The sequence below is a fragment of the Streptomyces sp. NPDC002573 genome, from assembly GCF_042889625.1.
In the GTDB taxonomy this organism is placed as follows: Bacteria; Actinomycetota; Actinomycetes; order Streptomycetales; family Streptomycetaceae; genus Streptomyces; species Streptomyces gibsoniae.
In genome coordinates, this window is sequence record NZ_JBIARC010000002.1 from 250,666 (window position 1) to 270,880 (window position 20,215).

Sequence of the window (20,215 nt, forward strand, 5' to 3'; positions counted from 1 at the left end):
GTGGCGTACGGGCCGCGGCGGGCGCGGTCGGCCCGAGGCCGGGGCCCGTGGACCCGCGGCCCGTACGCCGGACGGTTGTTCTCGATCGGATCAGACGGCGAGCGCCTGAGCGCGGCGCTTCACCTCCGTGCCGCGATTCTCCCTGAGGGCCTGCGCGGGGGTGCCGGGGAGGGTCGGGTCGGAGGTGAACAGCCACTCGATCATCTCTTCGACCGTGAAGCCGTCGTCCCGCAGGAGGGTCAGGGTCCCGGACAGGCCCTTGACCACCTTGTCCCCGTCGATGAAGGCGTCGGGGACGTGCAGTGCGCGGTTCTCGCCACGGCGTACGGCGACGAGCTGGCCCTCCTTGACCAGCTGCCGCACGCGGGTCACCTCGACGTCGAGTGCCTCGGCGATGTCGGGGAGGGTGAGCCAGCCGGGGACGAGAGCATCAATCTTTGCGTCAATCTCGGTCACGGGATCAAGCGTGCCATCCCGGACTGACAGTCGGAAGCGGGGCACCTCCGGCAGAGTGCCGGTTGCCTCCGGCGGTGGACACGGAGGGCCCCCGCCGTCCCGCGAACGGGGGCATGGGCGGGCCGGGACGCGGCGCCCGGGACCTGCCCCTACGCCGTCGCCTCCTTCAGCGGGCGCGACGCGTCCGCCAGCAGCTCCGGGTCCATCGGGGTGCCCGACTCGATCAGCCGGCGGCCCTGCGCCAGGTCCCGGGGGCGGCCCACCGCCAGCAGGCCCACCAGGCTGCCCGAGCGCAGCCAGCACACGGCCCAGGCGGCACCCTGCGGGCTCCCGCGCCAGACGGTCGTGTCGGCCGCGGCGTGGTGGCCCACGTACTGGACGAAGCGGCCGAACTGCTCCGACCAGAAGTACGGCACGGGGTCGTACGCCATCGGGGTCTCCCCGATGATGTTCGCGGCCACCGTGCGCGGGCCCTGGAGGGCGTTGTCCCAGTGGTGGACCAGCAGGCGCTGCTCGTACCGCCCCGACGGGAAGGACGCGCAGTCCCCGACGGCGTACACGTCCGGCACCGAGGTGCGCAGGTGCTCGTCGGCCAGCACCTCCCCGTGCGCGCCCAGCTCGACGCCCGAGCCGGCGAGCCACGCCGTGGCCGGACGTGCCCCGATGCCCACGACCACCGCGTCCGCCGGCACCCGGGACCCGTCGTCGAGCACCACGGCCCCGGACTCGATGCGGTCCACGCGCGCGTGGGTGCGCAGTTCCGCCCCGCTGTCCGCGTACCAGGCCGCCATCGGGGCGGCCACCTCCGCGGGCAGCGCCCCCGCGAGCGGCCGGTCGGCGGCCTCCACCACGGTCACGGTGCAGCCCGCCTCGCGCGCCGCGGTGGCGAACTCGGCACCGATCCAGCCCGCGCCCACGACCACGATGTCGTGCTGTTCGGCGAGGACCGGCCGCAGCCGCTCGGCGTCGTCCAGCGTGCGCAGCAGATGCACCCCGGGGACGCCTTCCGCGCCGGGCAGCTGGATCGGTTCCGCTCCGGTGGCGAGGACCAGCACGTCGTAGGCGACGGGTCCCTCCACGGTGTCCAGCTCGTGGTCGGCGGTGCGCAGGCCGACCACCTCGCAGCCCAGCCGCAGCTCGATGCCGAGGGCCTCGAAGTCGACGTCGAAGGCGGAGCCCTCGGCCTTGCCGAGCAGCACGGCCTTGGACAGCGGCGGCCTGTCGTACGGCTGGTGCGGCTCCGCACCGATCAGCGTCACCCGGCCGGTGAACCCCTGTTCGCGCAGCGCGACCGCGGTCTGCACCCCGGCCATGCCCGCACCCACGACGACGACGCGCCGTGCCGAATCGCCCCGTTCCTGCGTCTGCTCGCTCACCTGATCACCCTAGCCAACTGACAATGTGTCAGTCAGCGGGCATGCTGAGTGACCTGCTGCACAGCACTCGTCCCGCTGCCTGCCGCGATCCCGCCCGAGCCCTGCCTGCCGGCGACCGGGGCGGTCCCCTTGCGCCTACCCGCCGCGGCTCCGGACAACCTCGGCCCCCCCGGGAGGCTCCCTTACCGGCGCGGACGGGCACGGATTAGGGTGGCCCCCGTACAAGCACTCGCGGGAGCCCGGACGCACCGGGCTGAGAGGGAGGCTGGCCGGCCTCCGACCGTACGAACCTGATCCGGATCATGCCGGCGAAGGGAGGGGGCTGAACGCCCATGTCACCCATACGTACCTCGGACGTCCTCGTCGTCGGGGGCGGGATCATCGGACTCGTCACGGCCTGGCGCGCCGCGCAGCGCGGGCTCGCCACGACCGTGGTCGACCCCGCTCCGGGTGGCGGCGCCGCCCAGGTGGCCGCGGGGATGCTGGCCGCCGTGACCGAACTGCACTACGGCGAGCAGACGCTGCTCGCGCTCAACCTGGAGTCCGCACGGCGCTACCCGGACTTCGCCGCCGAGCTGACCGAGGCCACCGGTCTGGACCTCGGATACCGCCGGTGCGGCACGCTCGCCGTCGCGCTGGACGCCGACGACCGCGCCGATCTGCGGGACCTGCATGCCCTCCAGCAGCGCTCCGGCCTTGCGTCGGAATGGCTGAGCGGCCGTGACTGCCGACGCCTGGAGCCGATGCTCGCCCCCGGGGTGCGCGGCGGGCTCAAGGTCGACGGCGACCACCAGATCGACCCGCGGCGGCTGGTCGCGGCGCTGGTCACGGCCTGTGAACGGGCCGGGGTCGGCTTCCACCGGGGCTGGGCCGAGCGGCTGACGGTGCTGCGGGGGCGGGTCGCCGGCCTCAGGACCGCCGACGGCACCGACCTGGCCGCGGAGCAGGTGGTGCTCGCCGCGGGCAGCCTCAGCGGGCAGCTCGCGGGGGTGCCCGACGAGGTGCTGCCGCCCGTACGGCCCGTGAAGGGGCAGGTGCTGCGGCTGACCGTGCCGAAGCGGTACGCCCCGTTCCTGAGCCGTACCGTGCGCGCCGTCGTCCGCGGCGGCCACCTCTACCTGGTGCCGCGCGAGAACGGCGAGCTGGTGGTCGGCGCGACCAGCGAGGAGCTGGGCTGGGACACGACGGTCACCGCGGGCGGGGTCTACGAGCTGCTGCGCGACGCGCACGAGCTGGTCCCCGGGATCACCGAGCTGCCCCTCACCGAGACCCGGGCCGGACTGCGCCCGGGCTCCCCGGACAACGCGCCGCTGCTCGGCCCGACCGAGCTGGACGGCCTGCTGCTGGCCACCGGCCACTACCGCAACGGCGTCCTGCTCACCCCGGTGACCGGCGACGTCATGGCCCACGTTCTGACCACGGGCGACCTCCCGGACGAGGCGCGCCCCTTCACCCCCCGGCGGTTCGCCGCCACCGCGCTCACGGAGCAGCCCGCATGAACATCTCGGTCAACGGAGAGTCCCGCCAGTTCGCTCCCGGCACGGCGCTCGACGCCGTCGTACAGGCCCTCACCGGTGCCCGCTCGGGAGTGGCCGCCGCCCTCAACGAAACCGTCGTCCCGCGCACGCAGTGGCCGTCGACCGCCCTCCACGAGGGTGATCGCGTCGAGGTCCTCACCGCCGTCCAAGGAGGCTGATCCCATGGCCGACGATCCCTTCGTCCTCGGTGGCACGACGTTCTCCTCCCGGCTGATCATGGGGACCGGCGGCGCGCCGAGCCTCGACGTCATGGAACGGGCGCTGGTGGCGTCCGGCACGGAGCTGACGACGGTCGCGATGCGCCGCGTAGACGCCTCGGTGCACGGTTCGGTGCTGTCCGTGCTCGACCGGCTCGGGATCCGGGTGCTGCCCAACACGGCGGGCTGCTTCACCGCGGGCGAGGCGGTGCTCACCGCCCGTCTCGCGCGCGAGGCGCTCGGCACGGATCTGGTGAAGCTGGAGGTCATCGCCGACGAGCGGACCCTGCTGCCCGACCCGATCGAGCTGCTGGACGCGGCCGAGACCCTGGTCGACGACGGTTTCACCGTGCTGCCGTACACGAACGACGATCCGGTCCTCGCCCGGAAGCTGGAGGACGTCGGCTGCGCGGCGATCATGCCGCTCGGCTCGCCGATCGGCTCCGGACTCGGCATCCGCAATCCGCACAACTTCCAGCTGATCGTCGAGCACGCGCACGTGCCGGTGATCCTGGACGCGGGTGCGGGCACGGCCTCGGACGTGGCCCTGGCCATGGAGCTGGGGTGCGCGGGGGTGATGCTCGCCTCGGCCGTCACCCGGGCGCAGGAACCGGTCCTGATGGCGGAGGCCATGCGGCACGCCGTGGAGGCGGGCCGCATGGCCCGGCGGGCGGGGCGCATCCCGCGCCGGCACTTCGCGGAGGCGTCGTCCCCGACGGAGGGCTTGGCGCGCCTGGACCCGGAGCGGCCCGCCTTCTGAGACCCCGGCCCGGCCGTACCCGGCGCGGGGACGGCCGGGCCGCGTGCGGTCCGCGTCACAGCTCGGCTGCAGTCATGCTCCGGGCAAGCGGGAGCGGAGGGGACCGACAGTGGTCCCTCGTAGACTCACCAGCGTGGATACGACCCTTCAGGACCCTCTCGTCGGGCAGGTGCTCGACGGCCGCTATCGCGTCGACGCGCGGATCGCGATCGGCGGGATGGCCACGGTCTACCGGGCCCTGGACACCCGCCTCGACCGCATCCTCGCGCTCAAGGTGATGCACCCGGCGCTGGCGGCCGACGCGACCTTCGTGGACCGCTTCATCCGCGAGGCCAAGTCGGTCGCGCGGCTGGCCCACCCCAATGTGGTGCAGGTCTTCGACCAGGGCGCCGACGGGTCCTACGTCTATCTCGCCATGGAGTACATCGCGGGCTGCACCCTGCGGGACGTGCTGCGCGAGCGGGGGGCGCTGCAGCCGCGAGCCGCCCTGGACATCCTGGAACCGGTGCTCGCCGCGCTCGGCGCCGCGCATCGCGCCGGTTTCGTGCACCGGGACATGAAGCCGGAGAACGTCCTGATAGGCGACGACGGCCGGGTCAAGGTGGCCGACTTCGGTCTCGTCCGGGCCGTCGACACCGTCACGAACACCACGGGCGCCGTCCTCGGCACCGTCTCCTATCTCGCCCCGGAGCAGATAGAACACGGCACGGCCGACCCCCGGGTCGATGTGTACGCGTGCGGGGTGGTGCTGTACGAGATGCTGACCGGCGCCAAGCCGCACGGCGGCGACTCCCCCGCCCAGGTGCTCTACCAGCATCTGAACGAGGACGTACCGCCGCCGTCGGCCGCCGTGCCGGGGCTGGCGATCGAGCTCGACGAGCTGGTCACGGCGGCGACCGCCCGCAGCCCCGAGCTGCGTCCGGGCGATGCGGTGGCGCTGCTCGGGCAGGTGCTCGACGCGCGCAGCGAGCTCACCGCGGAGCAGCTGGACGCCGTGCCTCCGGGCGCCCTCGCCGCGGAGCACGACAACGCCGGGGACCGTACGAGCGTGATCCCGCGGCTGCTGCCGGTCCGCCCCGTGGACGGCGAGGACTCCGCCCACCACACGGCCGTGCTCAACCGGACGAGCGTGCTGCAGACCCCGCCGTCCGAGCCCGCCGCACGCCCCGCGCGCCCCCGTCGGCTGCTCGCGCTCGTCCTCGCCGCGCTCGTGGTGTTCGGCGTCGGTGCGGGTGTCTGGTACATCAACTCGGGCCAGTTCACCAAGGTGCCGCCGCTGCTGGCGAAGACCGAGGCCGAGGCGCGGACCCGGCTGAAGCGGGCCGACCTGGAGGTCGGTCAGGTCCGGCACGCCTACAGCGACACGGTGCGGCAGGGCACGGTGATCAGCACCGATCCGTCCGCGGGCGAGCGGATCCGCTCCCACGACTCGGTGACGCTGACCGTCTCGGACGGCCCCGAGACGGTGCAGGTGCCCGATGTGAAGGGCGACCCTGTGGCCAGGGCCCAGGAGCGGCTGACGAAGGCCGGCCTGGTCCCGGGCATGGTCACGCAGGCGTTCAGCGAGGACGTGCCCAAGGGCTCCGTGATCGGCACGGACCCGGGGGCGGGCACCAAGCGCCACGGCGGTTCGGCGATCGCGCTCACCGTCAGCAAGGGCAGCCCGGTGGAGGTTCCCCAGGTCGCCGGCTCCGACCTCGACGAGGCCACCGCCCAGCTTCAGGACGAGGGCCTGAAGGTGAAGATCGCGGACACGCAGGTCACCTCGGAGTTCGACGCCGGAAAGGTCGCCCGGCAGTCCCCGGACCCGGGCAAGCAGGTAGCCGAGGGCGACACGGTCACGCTGACGATCTCCAAGGGCCGCGAGCAGGTCGAGGTGCCGGACGTGGTCGGCGACAACGTCGACGACGCGCGCAAGACCCTGGAGGCGGCGGGCTTCCAGGTCGAGGAGGACCGCGGTCTGCTGGGCCTGTTCGGCGACACGGTCAAGCACCAGTCGGTGAAGGGCGGCCAGAAGGCGCCCAAGGGGTCCACGATCACCCTGAAGATCCGCTGAGGCCCGGGGGACGCCCGGCCGCCCGGGCGTCCCGGCCCGCGTGACACCCTGGGAGCGTGAGCACCTCCCCAGCCCCCGGCGCGTCCGCCGCCCTCCGCAATCCCGTCGGCAGTCATGTCCCCGTGGCGGGAGGTCTGCACTCCGTCGGGCTGGCCTATGCGCGGGACATCGGGGCCGAGACCGTGCAGGTCTTCGTCGCCAATCCCCGGGGCTGGGCGACCCCGCCCGGCAATCCGCGCCAGGACGAGGCGTTCCGGGCCGCGTGTGCCGCCGGGTCGACACCGGTGTACGTCCACGCGCCATATCTGATCAACTTCGGCTCGCACACCGAGGCGACCGTCGAGAGGTCGGTGGAATCCCTGCGGCACTCGCTGCGCCGGGGCCGTGAGATCGGGGCGCTGGGCGTCGTCGTGCACACCGGGAGCGCCACCGGCGGGCGGGAGCGGGCGGTCGCCCTGCGGCAGGTGCGTGAGCGGATGCTGCCCCTGCTGGACGAGCTGACGCACGACGACGACCCGTACCTCCTGCTGGAGTCGACCGCGGGCCAGGGCGCCTCGCTGTGCTCGCGCACCTGGGACTTCGGGCCGTACTTCGAGGCGCTGGACGCGCATCCCCGGCTGGGCGTGTGCCTGGACACCTGCCATGTCTTCGCGGCCGGGCACGATCTGACAGGGCCGAGCGGTATGCATCAGACCCTGGATCTGCTGGTGGACACCGTCGGCGAGGGGCGGCTGAAGCTGGTCCACGCGAACGACTCCATGGAGGGGGTCGGCGCCCACCGGGACCGGCACGCGAACATCGGCTCCGGCCATATCGGCGAGGACCCGTTCCGCGCCCTGACGACCCACGCGGCCACCGCGGGCGTCCCCCTGGTCATCGAGACACCGGGCGGCAAGGAAGGCCACGCGGCGGACGTGGAGCGTCTGAAGAAGCTGCGGGAGGGCTGACTCTCCGGGCCCGGTGCAGCGCGGTCGCCGCGGGGGCTCAGAGCTCGGGGCCGTCGCCGGGTTCCTCCTGGTAGGAGTAGCGCTGCTCCCGCCAGGGGTCGCCGAGGTTGTGGTAGCCGCGCTCCTCCCAGAAGCCGCGCCGGTCGGCGGTCATGTACTCGATGCCGCGGACCCACTTGGGGCCCTTCCAGGCGTACAGGTGGGGGACGATCAGCCGCAGCGGAAAGCCGTGCTCGGCGGTGAGCAGTTCACCGTCCTTGTGGGTGGCGAAGATCGTGCGGTCCGAGGCGAAGTCGGCGAGGCGGAGGTTCGCGCTGTATCCGTACTCCGCCCAGACCATCACATGGGTGACGGCGGGGGCGGGCGGGGCGATCTCCAGGACCGTGAGGGCCGGGATGCCGCCCCATTCGGCCCCGAGCATGCTGAACTTGGTGACGCAGTGCAGATCGGCCACCACGGTCGCGTACGGCAGGGCCGTGAACTCCTCGTGGTTCCAGGAGTGCTTCTCGCCGTCCGCGGTGGCACCGAAGACCCGGAAGTCCCAACGCTCGGGGCGGAACTTGGGTACCGGTCCGTAATGGGTCACCGGCCAGCCCCGCTGGAGGCGCTGTCCCGGCGGAAGCTCGGACCGTACCGCTTCTCCTGACACGCGTTCCACCGGATGACCCATGGCTCCATCCTGACAGACCGCAGAGGGTGCATCCGACCAGCCGGACCTCAATCCCGGCAACCCGGACAACTCACACTAAGCGTGAACTTACTGGACGCCCCCTTGTGCCGATGCAATCATGCGGCGCAACCCGCCAGTCCCCCGCTTGGAAGGAGCCCGGGCGATGCAGGGCGACCCCGAGGTCATCGAGTTCCTCAACGAACAGCTCACCGCCGAGCTGACCGCGATCAACCAGTACTTCCTGCACGCGAAGATGCAGGAGAACTTCGGCTGGTACAAGCTCGCCAAGTACACGCGGCACGAGTCGTTCGACGAGATGAAGCACGCGGAGGTGCTCACCGACCGCATCCTCTTCCTGGAGGGGCTGCCGAACTACCAGCGGCTGTTCCATGTGCGGGTCGGGCAGACCGTACGGGAGATGTTCGAGGCGGACCGGCAGATCGAGGTGGAGGCGATCGACCGGCTCAGGCGCGGGATCAAGATCATGCGGGAGAAGGGCGACATCACGTCCGCGAACATCTTCGAGTCGATCCTGGCGGACGAGGAGCACCACATCGACTATCTGGACACCCAGCTGGAGCTGGTGGAGAAGCTCGGGGAGGCGCTGTACATCGCGCAGCTCATCGAGCAGCCGGACAGCTAGGCGGCGTCCCGCAGGCTCCCCGCACCGTCCAGAGCGGTGAGGACCGGCCGGCCCTGGTCGGCGAGTTCACGGCGGGGACACGCGCCGCGGCCCAGCAGCGCCTGGATCCGCCGTACGCACGATCCGCAGTCCGTGCCCGCCTTGCAGGCCGACGCGATCTGCCGGGGAGTGCAGGCACCGTTCGCCGCGTGGTCCTTGACCTGCTGCTCGGTGACGCCGAAGCAACTGCAGACGTACACGCGGTTCACCTCCCGAGTGGGTCGCTGGGCCGTGCCACCCCGATCGCTCGGTGAGGCAAACCTAACCTTACCTGTCGCCCCGGGCCCGTAAAAGCGGGTCGGGGCGCGGATCGCATGTGATCCGCGCCCCACTCACCACGCCGGCAGCAGTCCGCGGACTACTGGTCCCGGTACATCTCGGCGACGAGGAACGCCAGGTCCAGGGACTGGCTGCGGTTCAGCCGCGGGTCGCACGCCGTCTCGTAGCGCTGGTGCAGATCGTCGACGAAGATCTCGTCGCCGCCGCCCACGCACTCGGTGACGTCGTCACCGGTCAGCTCGACATGGATGCCGCCCGGGTGCGTGCCCAGCTCCTTGTGGACCTCGAAGAAGCCCTTGACCTCGTCGAGCACGTCGTCGAAGCGGCGGGTCTTGTGGCCGGAGGCCGCCTCGAAGGTGTTGCCGTGCATCGGGTCGGTCACCCAGGCCACCACCGCGCCGGACGCCGTGACCTTCTCCACCAGCTCGGGCAGCCGGTCGCGGACCTTGTCCGCGCCCATGCGCACGACGAAGGTCAGCCGGCCCGGCTCACGGTCGGGGTCGAGGCGCTCGATGTACTGCAGCGCCTCCTCGGCCGTGGTCGTCGGACCCAGCTTGATGCCGATCGGGTTGCGGATCCGGGAGGCGAACTCGATGTGCGCGCCGTCCAGCTGACGAGTGCGCTCACCGATCCACACCATGTGCCCGGAGACGTCGTACAGGTGCCCGGTGCGCGAGTCGGTGCGGGTCAGCGCCGACTCGTAGTCGAGCAGCAGCGCCTCGTGCGAGGAGTAGAACTCGACGGTCTTGAACTCCTCCGGGTCGGTCCCGCAGGCGCGCATGAAGTTCAGCGCGTTGTCGATCTCGCGCGCGAGCTGCTCGTAGCGCTGCCCGGACGGCGACGACCGCACGAAGTCCTGGTTCCAGGCGTGCACCTGGCGCAGGTCGGCGTAGCCGCCCGTGGTGAAGGCGCGCACGAGGTTCAGCGTCGAGGCGGACGCGTGGTACATCCGCTTCAGGCGCTCCGGGTCGGGGATCCGGGACTCCTCGGTGAACTCGAACCCGTTGACGGAGTCGCCGCGGTAGACCGGCAGGGTCACCCCGTCGCGAGTCTCGGTCGGCTTGGAGCGCGGCTTGGAGTACTGGCCGGCGATCCGGCCGACCTTCACGACCGGGACCGAAGCGGCGTACGTGAGTACGGCGCCCATCTGGAGCAGCGTCTTGAGCTTGTTGCGGATGTGATCGGCGGACACCGCGTCGAAGGCCTCCGCGCAGTCGCCGCCCTGCAAGAGGAACGCCTCGCCCCTGGCGACGGCTCCCATCCGGGCGCGCAGCTGGTCGCACTCGCCCGCGAAGACGAGTGGCGGATACGACTCGAGGTCCGCGATCACCTTGCGCAGAGCCTCGGGGTCGGGGTACTCGGGCTGCTGCGCCGCGGGCAGGTCTCGCCAGGTGTTGCCAGCACTGGTGCTGGTCTTAGCGTTCACGGTCACGCCCTCAACATTACGGGGTCCCATGGTGCCTCCTGCCGCATGCCCAGAAAGTGAGACACCCGCTACACCCTGTGGACATGGGGTACAGTGCTCCGCATGTTCGCGCATTCGACCCAGAACTGGTGGTGGACCGCTTCTCCGGCGGCCCACTGACGCGCGTACCCACGACTTCGCGAAGGCCGCCCGAGGGGCGGCCTTCCGTGTTTCCGGCACCGGGCCGTTCCTCTCACCGCACCGATCAACGATCACCGAGAAGGAACCGGACCATGCAGCTGACCGATCTGCTGACCGATCCCCGCCCGTTCGCCCTGCTCCGCCGCCGCACCCCGGGGCACGATCACAACACCGTGGAGGTGCTGACCGGCCCGGTCCGGGAGTACGCGCGCCTCGCCGACCTCCCCGGCGAGGCACTGGCCCTGATCCCGTACCGGCAGATCCGTGAGCGCGGCTTCGACGTCCGCGACGACGGCACCCCGCTGCTGGCCCTGACGCCCGAGGAGTCCAGCACCCTCCCACTGGAGCGGGCCCTGGAGCAGCTGCCGCGGCACGAGGTCCGGGTCGAGGACGGCGGTTTCGACGTTCCCGACGAGGAGTACGCCGAGATCGTCGGGCGGGTGCTGCGTGAGGAGATCGGACGGGGCGAGGGCGCGAACTTCGTGATCCGCCGGACGTACGAGGGCCGCGTCCCGGGGTTCGGCCGGGCCGACGCGCTCGCGCTGTTCCGGCGGCTGCTGGTCGGCGAGCGCGGCGCGTACTGGACCTTCGTGGTGCACACCGGCGAGCGCACCCTGGTCGGCGCCAGCCCCGAGGTGCATGTGCGGATGTCCGGCGGAAGGACCGAGGGCGACTCGCTCCCGGGCGACGGCGGGGCACGGACGGGAGGGACCGTCGTGATGAACCCCATCAGCGGAACCTACCGCTATCCGGCCGGCGGACCGACCCCCGAGGACCTGCTCGGCTTCCTCGCCGACGGCAAGGAGATCGAGGAGCTGTCGATGGTGGTCGACGAGGAACTGAAGATGATGTGCACGGTCGGCGACCGGGGCGGGATGGTCGTCGGGCCGCGGCTGAAGGAGATGGCGCACCTCGCGCACACCGAGTACGAGCTGCGCGGGCGGACGTCCCTGGACGTGCGGGAGGTGCTGCGCGAGACCATGTTCGCGGCCACCGTCACCGGCTCCCCCGTGCAGAACGCCTGCCGGGTCATCGAACGGCACGAGGCCGGCGGGCGCGGCTACTACTCGGGGGCTCTGGCGCTCATCGGCCGGGACGCGGGCGGCGCGCAGACCCTGGACTCCCCCATCCTCATCCGCACCGCCGACATCGACGCGGACGGACGGCTGCGGGTGCCGGTCGGCGCCACCCTGGTGCGCGGCTCGGACCCCGCGAGCGAGGTCGCGGAGACGCACGCCAAGGCGGCCGGAGTGCTGGCGGCGCTGGGGGTGGGGCCGTCCCGGCCGGCCGAGGAGCGGGCGCGGCCCCGGCTGGCCGACGACCCCCGGGTGCGCGCGGCGCTGGACGGACGGCGGGCCCAGCTCTCGCCGTTCTGGCTGCGGATGCAGACGCCGTCCGCCGAACTGAGCGGGCACGCCCTGGTCGTCGACGGCGAGGACACCTTCACGGCGATGCTCACGCATCTTCTGCGGTCGTCGGGCCTGGAGGTGACGGTACGGCGCTACGACGAGCCGGGGCTGCGGGAGGCGGTGCTCGCGCACGAGGGCCCGCTGGTGCTCGGGCCGGGCCCGGGCGACCCGTCGGACCTGACCGACCCCAAGATGCGGTTCCTGCGGCACCTCACGGCGGAGGTCGTCCGCACGCACGGGCACGGGGTGCTGGGTGTCTGCCTGGGCCATGAGCTGCTCGCGGCCGAACTGGGGCTGGAGACCGTCCGCAAGGAGGTGCCGTACCAAGGCGCGCAGACGGAGATCGACCTGTTCGGGCGGCGGGAGACCGTCGGCTTCTACAACAGCTTCGTGGCGCGCTGCGACGACGAGGCGGCCACGGAGCTGGCGGCGCACGGGATCGAGGTCAGCCGCGGGGAGAACGGGGAGGTGCACGCGCTGCGCGGGCCGGGTTTCGCCGGGGTGCAGTTCCATCCGGAGTCGGTGCTGACGCTGAACGGCATCGGCATCGTCCGGGAGCTGGCCGGCCGGCTGTCCGGCGCGGGCACGCTGTCCGAGCGGCGACCGGTCCGGTAGGGCCTGGCGAGGTAGGGAATGGGGGCTGGGGGTGCCCGTGCGGACGGCACCCCCATGAGGTGAGGTTGGGGGCCGGCGCGGACCCGTCAGCCGAAGAACACGCCGACCTCTTCGTACAGCTTCGGGTCGACCGTCTTCAGCTTGGCCGTGGCCTCGGACAGCGGGACGCGCACGATGTCGGTGGAGCGCAGGGCGACCATCTTGCCGAAGTCGCCGTCGCGGACGGCCTCGATGGCGTGCAGGCCGAAGCGGGTGGCGAGCCAGCGGTCGAAGGCGCTGGGCGTGCCGCCGCGCTGGACATGGCCGAGGACGGTCGTACGGGCCTCCTTGCCCGTGCGCTTCTCGATCTCCTTCGCGAGCCACTCGCCCACGCCCGACAGCCGCACATGCCCGAACGAGTCCAGCGACTGGTCCTTCAGCACCATGTCGCCGTCCTTGGGCATCGCGCCCTCGGCCACCACCACGATCGGGGCGTACGAGGCCTTGAACCGCGACGTCACCCAGGCGCACACCTGCTCGACGTCGAAGCGCTGCTCGGGGATGAGGATCGCGTTCGCGCCGCCCGCCAGCCCCGAGTGGATCGCGATCCAACCGGCGTGGCGGCCCATCACCTCAACCACCAGAACCCTCATGTGCGACTCCGCCGTCGTGTGCAGACGGTCGATCGCCTCGGTCGCGATGTTGACGGCGGTGTCGAAGCCGAAGGTGTAGTCCGTGGCGGACAGGTCGTTGTCGATGGTCTTGGGGACGCCGACGACCTGGACGCCGAACTCGTCGGACAGGCGTGCCGCGACGCCGAGGGTGTCCTCGCCGCCGATCGCGATGAGCGCGTCGACCTCGTCCTTGGTGAGGTTGTCCTTGATCCGGCGGATGCCGTTCTCCTGCTTGAGCGGATTGGTGCGCGAGGAGCCGAGGATCGTGCCGCCGCGAGGCAGGATGCCGCGCACGGCGGGGATGTCGAGCCGCACGGTGTCGCCTTCGAGGGGACCGCGCCAGCCGTCCCGGTAGCCGACGAAGTCGTAGCCGTACTCCTGGACGCCCTTGCGCACGATGCCCCGGATGACGGCGTTGAGCCCGGGGCAGTCGCCGCCTCCGGTCAGTACTCCGACCCGCATGGAAATGTCCCTTCGCCGCGGTTGCCTGATGCGGGTCACGCTAATGGTGACCCACGTCACTCCGGCATGCTCCGAAAGGTCAATTCCGGTGAATGGACGGGAAGTTGATCACTCTGGATCATTCGGACTTCACTCGAAGGTGGGGACTGGAGGCGCGTGTGAGCGATTCACTCCCCTCGCGCGCCCGACCGCTCCCGTCAGCCCCGACCGCTCCCGTCAGTCCCCGTCAGCTCCGGTCAATCCTCGTCAGTCCTCGTCGAGTCCTCGCTCAATGGCGTACCGCACCAGCTCCACCCTGTTGTGCAGCTGGAGCTTGCCGAGGGTGTTCTGCACATGGTTCTGCACGGTGCGGTGCGAGATGACCAGGCGTTCGGCGATCTGCTTGTAGCTCAGGCCCTTGGCCACCAGCCGCAGCACCTCCGTCTCACGGTCGGTCAGCCGCGGCGCCTCGGGCTCGCCGGCACCCGCGGCGAGGGCCGGTTCGGCGGCGAGACGGCGGTACTCGCCGAGGACCAGGCCCGCGAGGCCCGGGGTGAACACCGGGTCCCCGGCCGCCGTACGGCGCACCGCGTCGAGCAGTTCCTGGGTGGACGCGGACTTCAGCAGATAGCCCGTCGCGCCCGACTTCACCGCCTCCAGCACATCCGCGTGCTCCCCGCTCGCCGACAGCACCAGGACCCGCAACGCCGGGTCGGCGCCCACGAGTTCCTTGCACACCTGGACGCCCGGCTTCGCGGGCAGGTTCAGGTCCAGGACGAGGACGTCGGGCGCGGCGGCCAGGGCGCGGCGCACCGCCTGCTCGCCGTCGCCCGCGGTGGCGACCACGTCGAAGCCCGACTCGGTCAGGTCCCGGGCGACGGCGTCCCGCCACATGGGGTGGTCGTCCACCACCATCACCCTGATCGGTTCCTGCCGCGTCTCCCCGGTGCCGGCGGTGTCGGCGGTCATCGCGTCTCAGCCCTCCCTCGTGAGGCCCCCCGGGTCCCCGCGTCCTTCGGTATCTTCAATTCCACTTCCGTGCCCTGGCCCGGGACCGAGATCAGCTCGGCCGTGCCGCCGAGGTCGCGCAGCCGGCCGCGGATCGACTGGGCCACCCCGAGCCGCCCCTCCCCCTCGGCCTGGACGAGCCGTCCCTCCGGGATGCCGGGCCCGTCGTCGCGCACGGTCACCACGATGCCGTCCGGCTCGTCCTCGACCAGGATCCAGGCGCGCGCCTCCGGCCCCGCGTGCCGGCGGACATTGTCCAGGGCGGCACCGACAGCGGCGGCGATCTCGCGCGCGGCGGCCGGGGCGAGCGGCACCGGGGCGCCCGGCTCGGAGAGCGTCACCCGGGCGCAGGCGTACGGGGCGAGCAGCAGGCGCAGATCCACCGGGCCGTCCTCGGCGTCCGGCTCGTCGACCACGCGGACGACCGCGCCGAGCGCCGCGTCCTCCGACACCCGCGAGAGGGGCACCAGGCCGCCGGTGACGAGGGTGCGCAGCGCGACCTCCTGCTCACCGGCGAGCCGGCCCAGCTCCGCGGCCTCGCCACCGAGGGCGGTGCCGCGCCGCTGCACCATGGCGAGCACCTGGAGCACGCCGTCGTGGATGTCGCGGGCAAGCCGCTCCCGCTCACGGGTCGCCGCCTCGATCTCCAGGGCGCGGGCGAGGGTGCGCTCGGAGGCACGGGCGACCTCGACGACGTAGCCGATCGCGATGGAGGCGATGCACACGAGCACCACGTTGTGGACAGTGTCACGGGCGGGGGCGCCGCGTTCGACCAGATTGGCCGCCGCGACCAGGGTGGAGGCGAGGGCCGCCCAGCGCCAGCCGCCCTTGACGGCGTACGCGAGCACGGATCCGGCGGTCCATATCGACGGCAGGGTCGGGCCGCCCGCGACGACCCGCGCATGGGTGTCGGCCAGGGGCGTGAGGAGGATGCCGGTGAGCGCGGCGGCGAGGTCGACGGCGAGGAACCGCTTGGTGCAGCTCGCCGCGTTCGCCACCCGGGGCAGCGTGGCCAGCGTCCAGACGACGAGGACGACGTAGTACGCGATCGCCAGCCAGGGGCGCGCGAACCTGCCGTAGGCCGTGGCGAACAGCCCGATCGCGTACAGCATCGTGAGCACCCGGTACGCCGTGAGCGCACGCCACAGCGGCTGCTCGACCGACATCCTGACGACCCGCTCGCGCTTGGCCATGCCCCTCCCCCTTGTGGGCCGTTCGCCCCGCGGGAGACGTCGTGCCCCCGCCCCCTCCGAGCCGGGCGGACCGGCTCCTACGCGCCCGCCTGTTCCTTCCCGGGCACCTTCTCCGCCTGCGCGGCGTCCTTCTGCGCCTGGACGGCGTCCTTCTGGGCCTGCTTCTCCGCCTTCGCCGCCTCCGCGATCTGCCGCTTGGCGGCGGTCGCGTAGATGTCGACGTACTCCTGGCCGGAGAGCTTCATGATCTCGTACATGACCTCGTCGGTCACCGCGCGCAGCACGAAACGGTCCTGTTCCATGCCCTGGTAGCGGCTGAAGTCGAGCGGCTTGCCGATGCGGATGCCCGGACGCATCAGCTTGGGCATGACCTTCCCCGGAGGCTGGATCTTCTCGGTGTCGATCATGGCGACGGGGATGACGGGCGCCCCGGTGGCGAGCGCCACCCGGGCCAGGCCGCCGGGCTTGCCCCGGTAGAGCCGGCCGTCGGGCGAACGGGTGCCCTCCGGATAGATGCCGAACAACTCGCCGCGCTCCAGCACCTCGATGCCGCTCCTGATGGCCGCCTCACCCGCCCCGCGGGCTCCGGAGCGGTCGACGGGGAGCTGGCCCACGCCCTTGAAGAAGGCGGCGGTCAGTCGTCCCTTCACGCCGGGCGTGGTGAAGTACTCGGCCTTCGCGATGAACGTGACCTTGCGGTCCAGGACCGCGGGCAGGAAGAACGAGTCCGAGAAGGACAGATGGTTGCTCGCCAGTATGGCGGGGCCCTCGGCGGGGACATTCTCGAGGCCTTCCACCCAGGGCCTGAAGGCAAGCTTCAGCGGCCCTCCGATGGATACCTTCATCGCGCCGTACAACAACCGAGTGCCTCCTGTGTCTGTCGAACAGACCTTAACCCGGTCCGCCGTCAATGAGCCCGACGACCCTGGTCGGTGTCAGTGCGGTCGCGTACGGTGAAGTACCTGCACTCGACGTGCCCCGCCTCTTTTCATGAACAGGAGACCGACGTGCCGGTCCTCCCCGGAGCCGAGCCGTACCGCCACGAGGGCGGGGAGATCGGCGTCCTTCTCTGCCACGGCTTCACCGGTTCCCCGCAGTCGCTGCGCCCCTGGGCGGAGTATCTCGCCGAGCGTGGCCTCACCGTGTCGCTGCCGCTGCTGCCCGGGCACGGCACGCGCTGGGAGGACATGCAGCTCACCGGCTGGCACGACTGGTACGCGGAGGTGGACCGTGCCCTGCGCGCCCTGAGCGACCGCTGCACCCAGGTGTTCGTGGCCGGGCTCTCCATGGGCGGCGCCCTGGCCCTGCGGCTCGCCGCCCGGCACGGGTCGACGGTCAGCGGCATCGTGGTCGTCAATCCGGCGAACAAGGTGCACGGCCTGACCGGGTACGCCCTGCCGGTGGCCCGCCACCTCGTCCGGTCGACGAAGGGCATCGCCAGCGACATCGCCAAGGAGGGCAGCACCGAGCTGGGGTACGACCGGGTGCCGCTGCACGCCGCGCACTCCGTGCGGAACTTCTTCCGGGTGGTCGACGGCGAGCTGCCGCAGGTCACCCAGCCGCTGCTGCTTCTGCACAGCCCTCAGGACCATGTGGTTCCACCCGCCGACTCGGCGCGGATCCTCAGCCGGGTCTCCTCCACGGACGTACGGGAGATCTTGCTGGAACAGAGCTACCACGTGGCGACGTTGGACCACGATGCGGACCGGATCTTCGAGGAGAGCCTCGCGTTCATCGGCCGGCTCGCGCCCAGTCTCGGCAAGGAAGGGACGGCCGCAGGTGGCTGAGCACGACTCCGACCGCGAGGACCGCGAGCCGGAAGAGAAGGGTGTGCCCATCGACGAGGAGGCCGCCTGGGCGGCGATCGTCGCGGGGTACGGCGAGGAGCCGGCGGACCCGCCGGGCGCCAGACCGTTCCGGTCGATCGAGGACCTTGCACTGCCCGATCCGGAGCCGGCCGGCGGCAAGGGCGACGAGACGAAGATCGAGCCGGCGAAGCCGCCGAAGCCGCTGGGCAGCTCGATCTCCTTCGCGCCCGGTGTCGGCCCGCGCGACTACACGGCGCCGGAGCCCTCGGAGGAGGACTTCGACGAGGGCGACGAGGGGCATTTCGTGCCCCCGGAGCCGCCGCCGCTGCCGACGGCCGACACCACGGCGAGGTTCGCCTGGCTCGGCATGATCGGTGGCCCGCTCCTGCTGCTGCTCGCGGTGGTGTTCGGCTGGGACATGACGTGGTGGCTCACCACGCTCGGCGTCGGCGGTTTCCTGGGCGGCTGCGCGACGCTCGTGGTGCGGATGAAGACGGACGACGACGGCGACGACCCGGGCCGGGGCGCGGTGGTCTGACCGGCCCCCGGCGAGGCGCCCCGCCCGGGCGGTGATGTGTCTACGACGACGCGGGCACTCTGAGGGCGGCCAGGACCGGAAGGTGGTCCGTGGCCGCCCTCAGGTCGTTCTCCGTCACTCCCGGATGGCCGAGCGGGACGCCGCAGCCGAGGATCTCGACGCCGCCCATGGCGAAGATCGCGTCGATGCGCTGATAGGGATCGGACGGCGTCCAGGTGTGCTCGGCGCCCCAGGGGGCGGTGGCCCAGCCGTCCTGGAGTTCGCCGGCCAGGCGCGCGAAGGTGGGACCGCCCGGCCGTTCGTTGAGGTCACCGCCGACGATCGCGTGCGGGGTGCCGAGGCGGGCGAGCCGGTCGAGCAGCATGCCGCCCTGCGCGTACCGCTCGTCCTTCTGCAGGCTCAGATGGCAGCTGATGACGCCGAGCCGGGCGCCGCCGAACCGTACGACCGCCGTCGCGAGGCCCCGCCGGTGCAGTCCCGGGGTGAGCGGCAGCAGCACGTCCTCGGTGCGCTCGACCGTGGCGCGCAGCGAGCACAGCAGGGCCGGTCCGGCGGCGGTCGCGCCGCCCGAGAGGATCACGAGGTTCGAGGCCGACGCCAGCCGGGCGAGCTTCTTGCGCCAGCGGAAGAAACGCGGCGCCTCCTGGACGAGCACCAGATCGGGCGCGCAGGCGCTGATCACCCGGGCGAGCGCGTCGGTGTCGTCGCGCATCGAGCGGATGTTGTAGCTGAGGACGCGGATGACGGCCGAACCGTCGGGCTCGGTGCGGGAGTTGGGCAGCGTGAGGGTCGTCGCCATGCCGATCAAGATACGCCGGGGCGGGGGTCGGCGGTGGGGGACGTCGCGTGCGGGACGGCGGCGGGTGCGGTCAGGCTGGTGAGAGGCGTCGCACGAGGGCGGCGCGTGAGGGGCGGAGGTGGGCCGCCGCGGGGAAGCTCCCGCGTGCGGTCCGCTTCCGCCCCTGCTCGTCTCACATGATCGGGTCGGGCTCCCGGGCCAGGTCCGCGGCGCCGACCAGGCCCGCCTTGTTGCCGAGCTGCGCGGCGATCACATCGGCGACCGGGCGCCAGTTGCCGCCGACCAGCCAGCGCTTGTACGACTTGCGGATCGGGTCGAGGACCAGCTCGCCCTCGTCCGAGAGGCCGCCGCCGACGATGAACGCGGAGGGGTCGAACAGCGAGGCCAGGTCGGCGAGACCGGCACCGGCCCAGCGGGCCAGCTCGCGGTAGGAGTCGACGGCCACCGGGTCGCCCTGACGGGCGGCCATGGAGATGTGCTTGCCCTCGATGCCCTCGGGGGTGCCGTCACCGAGCGAGAGCAGCACCTCGGCGTGCTCGGGGGTGGCGTTGGCGCGCTGCTTGGCGTAGCGCACCAGGGCGCGGCCGGAGGCGTACTGCTCCCAGCAGCCCTGCGAGCCGCAGCCGCACAGCAGGCCGTCCGGGACCATCCGGATGTGGCCGAACTCGGCGGCCACGCCGAAGTGGCCGCGGCGGAGCTTGTTGCCGATGATGATGCCGCCGCCGAGGCCGGTGCCGAGTGTGATGCAGATGACGTTGCGGTGGCCCTTGCCCGCGCCGAACTTGTACTCGCCCCACGCGGCCGCGTTCGCGTCGTTCTCGACGACCACCGGGAGGCCCACGCGGGCCTCGACCTTCTCCTTCAGCGGCTCCTGGCGCCAGTCGATGTTCGGCGCGAAGTAGACCGTGGACCGCTGACGGTTGACGTAGCCCGCGGCTCCGATCCCCACGCCGACGATCTCGTGCCCGGCACGGGCGCCCTCGACGGCAGCGGCAATGGCGTCCACGATCGCTTCGGGCGTGCCCGGAGTCGGCACCTTGTGGGTCGAGAGGATGTTGCCTTCCTCGTCGACCACACCGGCCGCGATCTTCGTGCCGCCGATGTCGACGCCGATGGTGAGTCCCATGAATCCCTCAGTTTCGGTCGAGCCCCGCTACGGCCAACCGTACCCGAGGGGGCTGAGG

General features: G+C 72.0%; 21 protein-coding genes and 1 riboswitch. Of the genes, 10 read left to right on the forward strand and 11 right to left on the reverse strand.

Features of this window, described 5'->3' with window-relative positions:
- Positions 1–90 precede the first annotated feature (90 nt).
- The gene (locus ACFYX0_RS03260; protein ID WP_311690826.1) at positions 91–456 is read right to left on the reverse strand and encodes an Rv2175c family DNA-binding protein; all 366 of its coding nucleotides are present in this window, start codon (positions 454–456) and stop codon (positions 91–93) included.
- Between the two features lie 149 nt (positions 457–605).
- Positions 606–1,832: an NAD(P)/FAD-dependent oxidoreductase gene (locus ACFYX0_RS03265; protein ID WP_388965757.1), complete on the reverse strand. Its 1,227-nt coding sequence runs from the start codon at positions 1,830–1,832 to the stop codon at positions 606–608.
- 221 nt (positions 1,833–2,053) lie between these two features.
- Positions 2,054–2,166: riboswitch (TPP riboswitch) on the forward strand.
- Between ACFYX0_RS03265 and thiO the strand changes: the two genes are divergently transcribed.
- From thiO to ACFYX0_RS03290, 5 genes are all read left to right on the forward strand, one after another.
- Entirely contained in the window at positions 2,165–3,331 is a 1,167-nt protein-coding gene (thiO, locus tag ACFYX0_RS03270) for a glycine oxidase ThiO (protein ID WP_388965760.1), read from the forward strand. Its footprint overlaps the riboswitch before it by 2 nt.
- Complete coding sequence (thiS, locus tag ACFYX0_RS03275) at positions 3,328–3,528, forward strand: sulfur carrier protein ThiS (RefSeq protein WP_311690820.1); 201 nt, start codon at positions 3,328–3,330, stop codon at positions 3,526–3,528. Before thiO ends, thiS begins: the two co-directional genes overlap by 4 nt.
- 4 nt (positions 3,529–3,532) lie before the next feature.
- Entirely contained in the window at positions 3,533–4,327 is a 795-nt protein-coding gene (locus ACFYX0_RS03280; protein ID WP_311690818.1) for a thiazole synthase, read from the forward strand.
- A gap of 133 nt (positions 4,328–4,460) precedes the next feature.
- Positions 4,461–6,383: a Stk1 family PASTA domain-containing Ser/Thr kinase gene (gene pknB, locus ACFYX0_RS03285; RefSeq protein WP_388965762.1), complete on the forward strand. Its 1,923-nt coding sequence runs from the start codon at positions 4,461–4,463 to the stop codon at positions 6,381–6,383.
- 56 nt (positions 6,384–6,439) lie between these two features.
- Positions 6,440–7,330: a deoxyribonuclease IV gene (locus tag ACFYX0_RS03290; RefSeq protein ID WP_388965763.1), complete on the forward strand. Its 891-nt coding sequence runs from the start codon at positions 6,440–6,442 to the stop codon at positions 7,328–7,330.
- 37 nt (positions 7,331–7,367) lie between these two features.
- Here the strand turns inward: ACFYX0_RS03290 and ACFYX0_RS03295 are convergent, their stop codons facing one another.
- Entirely contained in the window at positions 7,368–8,000 is a 633-nt protein-coding gene (locus ACFYX0_RS03295; protein ID WP_311690812.1) for a sulfite oxidase-like oxidoreductase, read from the reverse strand.
- 163 nt (positions 8,001–8,163) lie between these two features.
- Here ACFYX0_RS03295 and bfr point away from each other — a divergent pair, with 163 nt between their 5' ends.
- Complete coding sequence (bfr, locus tag ACFYX0_RS03300) at positions 8,164–8,643, forward strand: bacterioferritin (protein WP_311690810.1); 480 nt, start codon at positions 8,164–8,166, stop codon at positions 8,641–8,643.
- Here bfr and ACFYX0_RS03305 read toward each other — a convergent pair.
- Both ACFYX0_RS03305 and ACFYX0_RS03310 read right to left on the reverse strand, forming a co-directional pair.
- Positions 8,640–8,891 (reverse strand): (2Fe-2S)-binding protein, encoded by a 252-nt coding sequence (locus ACFYX0_RS03305; RefSeq protein ID WP_355918557.1) that lies wholly within the window; start codon positions 8,889–8,891, stop codon positions 8,640–8,642. The genes bfr and ACFYX0_RS03305 overlap by 4 nt on opposite strands.
- 149 nt (positions 8,892–9,040) lie before the next feature.
- Positions 9,041–10,393 carry a class II 3-deoxy-7-phosphoheptulonate synthase gene (locus tag ACFYX0_RS03310; protein WP_388965766.1) on the reverse strand — a complete coding sequence of 451 codons (1,353 nt, stop codon included), beginning with the start codon at positions 10,391–10,393 and terminating at the stop codon, positions 9,041–9,043.
- Positions 10,394–10,489: 96 nt separating this feature from the next.
- On the opposite strand from ACFYX0_RS03310, the gene ACFYX0_RS03315 reads away from it, so the two are divergent.
- Together ACFYX0_RS03315 and ACFYX0_RS03320 are read left to right on the forward strand one after the other, a co-directional pair.
- Positions 10,490–10,546, forward strand: coding sequence for a trp operon leader peptide (locus ACFYX0_RS03315; protein ID WP_071659820.1), 57 nt, complete (start codon positions 10,490–10,492; stop codon positions 10,544–10,546).
- Positions 10,547–10,659: 113 nt separating this feature from the next.
- Entirely contained in the window at positions 10,660–12,591 is a 1,932-nt protein-coding gene (locus ACFYX0_RS03320) for a chorismate-binding protein (RefSeq protein WP_388965769.1), read from the forward strand.
- Between the two features lie 86 nt (positions 12,592–12,677).
- Here ACFYX0_RS03320 and ACFYX0_RS03325 read toward each other — a convergent pair whose 3' ends face one another.
- The 4 genes from ACFYX0_RS03325 to ACFYX0_RS03340 form a co-directional block, all read right to left on the reverse strand.
- Positions 12,678–13,706: a 6-phosphofructokinase gene (locus ACFYX0_RS03325; protein WP_388965771.1), complete on the reverse strand. Its 1,029-nt coding sequence runs from the start codon at positions 13,704–13,706 to the stop codon at positions 12,678–12,680.
- Positions 13,707–13,952: 246 nt separating this feature from the next.
- Positions 13,953–14,654, reverse strand: coding sequence for a response regulator (locus ACFYX0_RS03330; protein WP_388965774.1), 702 nt, complete (start codon positions 14,652–14,654; stop codon positions 13,953–13,955).
- Positions 14,651–15,886, reverse strand: coding sequence for a MacS family sensor histidine kinase (gene macS / locus ACFYX0_RS03335; protein WP_388965776.1), 1,236 nt, complete (start codon positions 15,884–15,886; stop codon positions 14,651–14,653). Before macS ends, ACFYX0_RS03330 begins: the two co-directional genes overlap by 4 nt.
- A gap of 77 nt (positions 15,887–15,963) precedes the next feature.
- The gene (locus ACFYX0_RS03340; RefSeq protein ID WP_388965932.1) at positions 15,964–16,743 is read right to left on the reverse strand and encodes a lysophospholipid acyltransferase family protein; all 780 of its coding nucleotides are present in this window, start codon (positions 16,741–16,743) and stop codon (positions 15,964–15,966) included.
- Positions 16,744–16,893: 150 nt separating this feature from the next.
- On the opposite strand from ACFYX0_RS03340, the gene ACFYX0_RS03345 reads away from it, so the two are divergent.
- Both ACFYX0_RS03345 and ACFYX0_RS03350 read left to right on the forward strand, forming a co-directional pair.
- A complete protein-coding gene (locus ACFYX0_RS03345; protein WP_355918576.1) occupies positions 16,894–17,673 on the forward strand; it encodes an alpha/beta fold hydrolase in 780 nt (259 codons plus the stop codon).
- On the forward strand, positions 17,666–18,232 hold the full coding sequence (locus ACFYX0_RS03350) for a hypothetical protein (protein ID WP_388965779.1): 567 nt from the start codon (positions 17,666–17,668) through the stop codon (positions 18,230–18,232). The genes ACFYX0_RS03345 and ACFYX0_RS03350 overlap by 8 nt, the downstream gene beginning before the upstream one ends.
- Positions 18,233–18,272: 40 nt before the next feature.
- On the opposite strand, the gene ACFYX0_RS03355 is transcribed toward ACFYX0_RS03350, so the two are convergent.
- Positions 18,273–19,031, reverse strand: a complete 759-nt coding sequence (locus ACFYX0_RS03355) for an endonuclease/exonuclease/phosphatase family protein (protein ID WP_388965782.1) — start codon at positions 19,029–19,031, stop codon at positions 18,273–18,275.
- A gap of 172 nt (positions 19,032–19,203) precedes the next feature.
- Positions 19,204–20,157, reverse strand: coding sequence for an ROK family glucokinase (locus tag ACFYX0_RS03360; RefSeq protein ID WP_311690788.1), 954 nt, complete (start codon positions 20,155–20,157; stop codon positions 19,204–19,206).
- Positions 20,158–20,215 lie beyond the last annotated feature (58 nt).